This window comes from Isoptericola sp. NPDC060257, from assembly GCF_042726645.1.
In the GTDB taxonomy this organism is placed as follows: Bacteria; Actinomycetota; Actinomycetes; order Actinomycetales; family Cellulomonadaceae; genus Isoptericola; species Isoptericola nanjingensis.
Window position 1 is genome coordinate 1 of sequence record NZ_JBHXAW010000360.1, and the last position, 3810, is coordinate 3810.

3 protein-coding genes are annotated in these 3810 nt (G+C 73.7%); all 3 read left to right on the forward strand.

Translation table 11 applies throughout. The annotated features are described in order from the left end of the window. Positions 1–1855, forward strand: a 1855-nt coding sequence (locus ACFWEK_RS19935; RefSeq protein ID WP_430555170.1) for an ABC-F family ATP-binding cassette domain-containing protein, incomplete at its 5' end; no start/stop codon positions are given. After that, entirely contained in the window at positions 1852–2307 is a 456-nt protein-coding gene (locus tag ACFWEK_RS19940) for an Lrp/AsnC family transcriptional regulator (protein ID WP_430555171.1), read from the forward strand. The genes ACFWEK_RS19935 and ACFWEK_RS19940, both read left to right, overlap by 4 nt. A 58-nt stretch (positions 2308–2365) precedes the next feature. Then, positions 2366–3730, forward strand: a complete 1365-nt coding sequence (lat, locus tag ACFWEK_RS19945) for an L-lysine 6-transaminase (protein ID WP_430555172.1) — start codon at positions 2366–2368, stop codon at positions 3728–3730. The last annotated feature ends 80 nt before the right edge of the window (positions 3731–3810 follow it).

The window sequence follows — 3810 nt, forward strand, 5'->3', positions numbered from 1 at the left end:
CAGCACCCTCCTGGCCGACGTCTCGCTCGGGCTCGACGACGGCGACCGCATCGGCGTCGTCGGCCCCAACGGGGCGGGCAAGTCGACGCTGCTGCGCCTGCTCGCGGGCACGCAGGCGCCCGACGCCGGTCGTGTCACCCGGGTCGGAGGCTCGCGCCTCGGCATGCTCGTGCAGCGCGACGTCGACGACGACGCGGCGACGATCCGCGACCTGGTGCACGGCGACGACGCGACGCACGAGTGGGCGTCCGACGCCCGCATCCGCACCGTGCACGCCGGCCTGCTGGCGGACCTCGACCTGGACCAGCCGGCGTCGACCCTGTCGGGCGGGCAGCGCCGCCGCGTGGCGCTCGCCGCGCTCCTCGTCGAGGACCCGGACGTGCTGCTGCTCGACGAGCCCACGAACCACCTCGACGTCGAGGGCGTCGCCTGGCTGGCCGAGCACCTGTCCGCCCGCTACGGCCGGCCGGGTGCCACCGGGGCGCTGGTCGTCGTCACTCACGACCGCTGGTTCCTCGACGCGGTCTGCTCCCGCACGTGGGAGGTGCGCGGCGACGGGTCCGGCGGCGTCGACGGGTACGACGGCGGGTACGCGGCCTACATCCTGGCGCGCGCCGAGCGGGCCCGGCAGGCCGCCACGGCGGCCGAGAAGCGCAACAACCTGCTGCGCAAGGAGCTCGCGTGGCTCAAGCGCGGTGCGCCCGCCCGCACGTCCAAGCCCAAGTTCCGGCTCGACGCCGCGGCCGCGCTCATCGACGACGAGCCGCCCCCGCGGGACACCCTCGAGCTCACGCAGATGGCCACCCGCCGCCTCGGCAAGGACGTGCTCGACCTCGAGGACGTGACCGTCACCGTCCCCGCCCGCGTGTCGGACGCACGGCCCGCCGGAGCGGACCACGTGTCGGACGGCCCGGGGGAGCGCCGCGTGCTGCTCGACGACGTCACGTGGCGCCTCGGCCCCGGCGACCGGTACGGCGTGGTCGGCGTCAACGGCGCGGGCAAGACGACGCTGCTGTCCCTGCTCGCCGGGCGCCGCGAGCCGGACTCCGGTCGGGTGCGGCGCGGCAAGACGGTGCACGTCGCGGAGCTGACCCAGGACGTCGGCGAGCTCGACGACGTCGCGCACCTCACCGCCGTCCAGGTGGTGGACCGCGAGAAGCGCACCGTCGTCGTCGACGGCAAGGAGCTCACCGCCGGGCAGCTCACCGAGCGCCTCGGCTTCACCCGCGAGCGGGCGCACACGATCGTGCGCGACCTGTCCGGCGGCGAGCGGCGACGTCTCCAGCTGCTGCGGCTGCTCGTCTCGGAGCCGAACGTCCTGCTGCTCGACGAGCCCACGAACGACCTGGACACCGACACCCTCGCCGCCGTCGAGGACCTGCTGGACGGCTGGCCCGGCACGCTGATCGTCGTCTCGCACGACCGGTACCTGCTGGAGCGCGTGTGCGACCGGCAGTGGGCGCTGCTGGGCGACGGCGCGCTGCGGGACCTGCCGGGCGGGGTGGAGCAGTACCTCGAGCTGCGGCGGGCGGGTGCCTCGGACGCGTCCTCGGCCGCCGCGCCCGTGGGTGCCCCGCCGACCGCTGCGGGGGCCGCGGCGTCCGCAGCGCGACCTGCGACGACGCCGTCGGGGGCCTCCGCGGCAGAGGTGCGCGCCGCCAAGAAGGAAATCTCACGGATTGAGCGGAGGTTGGCTCGGATCGCGGACGAGGAGAACACTCTGCACGAGCAGATCGCCGCCGACCCGACGGACTACGCCGCGGTGGCGGCCCTCGACGAGCGCCTCCGGGAGCTCGGCGCCGAGAAGGAGGAGCTCGAGATGGCCTGGTTGGAGTCCGCCGAGGTGGCGGGATGAGCGAGGGCACGCTGGACGACGTCGACCGGGCGCTCGTGCGCGCGCTGCGCGAGGACGGGCGCGCGACCCTGGCGGCGCTCGCTGGCGTGACGGGGCTGTCACAGTCCGCCGTGCAGGCTCGGGTGCGCAAGCTGGAGGCGCGGCGCGTGATCACCGGCTACCGCGCCGTTGTCGACCCCGACGCCGTGGGGCTGCCCATCGCGGCGTACGTGGAGATCACGCCGCTGGACCAGTCGCAGGCCGACGACGCCCCCGACCGGCTGCGCGACGTGCCGGGGATCGAGGCGTGCTGGTCCGTCGCGGGCAACGCGAACTACCTGCTGCTGGTGCGGGTGCCGTCGCCGTCCGCGCTGGAGGACCTGCTCGGCGTCATCCGCCGCGAGGCGAGCGTGTCGACGCGCTCCACCGTGGTGCTCCGGACGTACTTCGAGGGGCGTCCGCTGGCACACTGACAAGAATTCTTTCGGCATCACTCTGGTTCGGCAGGAAGTTCTCCTCTACCGTCGGGGTATGACCGAGACAATCTCTCAGCGCACAGCCCCCAGCGTCGGCGGCTCGATCGAGGCCACCGCCGTCCTCGAGTCGCTGCGCGAGCACCTGCTCGTCGACGGCTTCGACCTCGTGCTCGACCTCGACCGCTCGCACGGCTCGACCCTCGTCGACGCCCGCGACGGACGCGAGTGGACCGACCTGTTCACCTTCTTCGCCTCCAACCCCCTGGGCATGAACCACCCCGCTCTGTTCCGCGACCCGCTGTTCCGCGAGGAGCTCACCCGCGCCGCGATCAACAAGCCGTCCAACTCCGACGTCTACACCGTCGAGCTCGCTCGCTTCGTCGACGCGTTCGCCCGCGTCCTCGGCGACCCCGCCCTCCCGCACCTCTTCTTCGTCGACGGCGGCGCCCTCGCCGTCGAGAACGCGCTCAAGGTCGCGTTCGACTGGAAGTCGCGGCACAACGAGGCGCACGGCCGCTCGCCCGAGCTGGGCACCCGGGTGCTGCACCTGCAGCACGCGTTCCACGGCCGCTCCGGCTACACCATGTCCCTCACCAACACCGAGCCGGGCAAGGTCGCCCGCTTCCCCAAGTTCGACTGGCCGCGCATCAGCTCGCCCTACCCCGGTCGCGACGCCGACGGCGGGCTCCGCGACGTCGAGGCGCTCGAGGCACGGGCGCTCGCCGAGGCCCGCGCCGCGTTCGAGGCGCACCCGCACGACATCGCCTGCTTCGTCGCCGAACCGATCCAGGGGGAGGGCGGCGACCACCACCTGCGCGCCGAGTTCCTCCAGGCCATGCAGGCCCTGTGCCACGAGCACGACGCCCTGTTCGTGCTGGACGAGGTGCAGACCGGAGTCGGCATGACCGGGACGGCGTGGGCCTACCAGCAGCTCGGCGTGCAGCCCGACGTCGTCGCCTTCGGCAAGAAGGCCCAGGTGTGCGGCGTCATGGCCGGCGGACGCGTCGACGAGATCGACGACAACGTCTTCCACGTCTCCTCCCGCATCAACTCCACCTGGGGCGGCAACCTCGCCGACATGGTCCGCTCGCGCCGCATCCTCGAGGTGATCGAGGCCGAGGGGCTGATCGAGCGCGCCGCGCAGGTGGGCGCCGGGCTGCTCGCGCGGCTCGAGACGCTCGCCGCCGCGCACCCCGGCGTCGTCTCCGACCCCCGCGGCCGGGGGCTCATGTGCGCCGTGTCGCTGCCGTCGCGGGCCGTGCGCGACGCCGTCCTCGCCGGGCTGCACGCGGAGGGCTTCCTCATCCTCGGGTGCGGGGAGCGGTCCGTGCGGTTCCGGCCGGCGCTCACGGTGGAGGAGTCCGTGCTGGACGACGCGGTCGCGGCGCTCGACCGGGTTGTCGGCCGAGTCGCCTCCTGACGGTTGACGGCACGTCGGGGAATCGCGCGCACGGTTGCGTTCACGGGCGCCAGGGCGCCCTCCACTTCGGGTGTGACTAC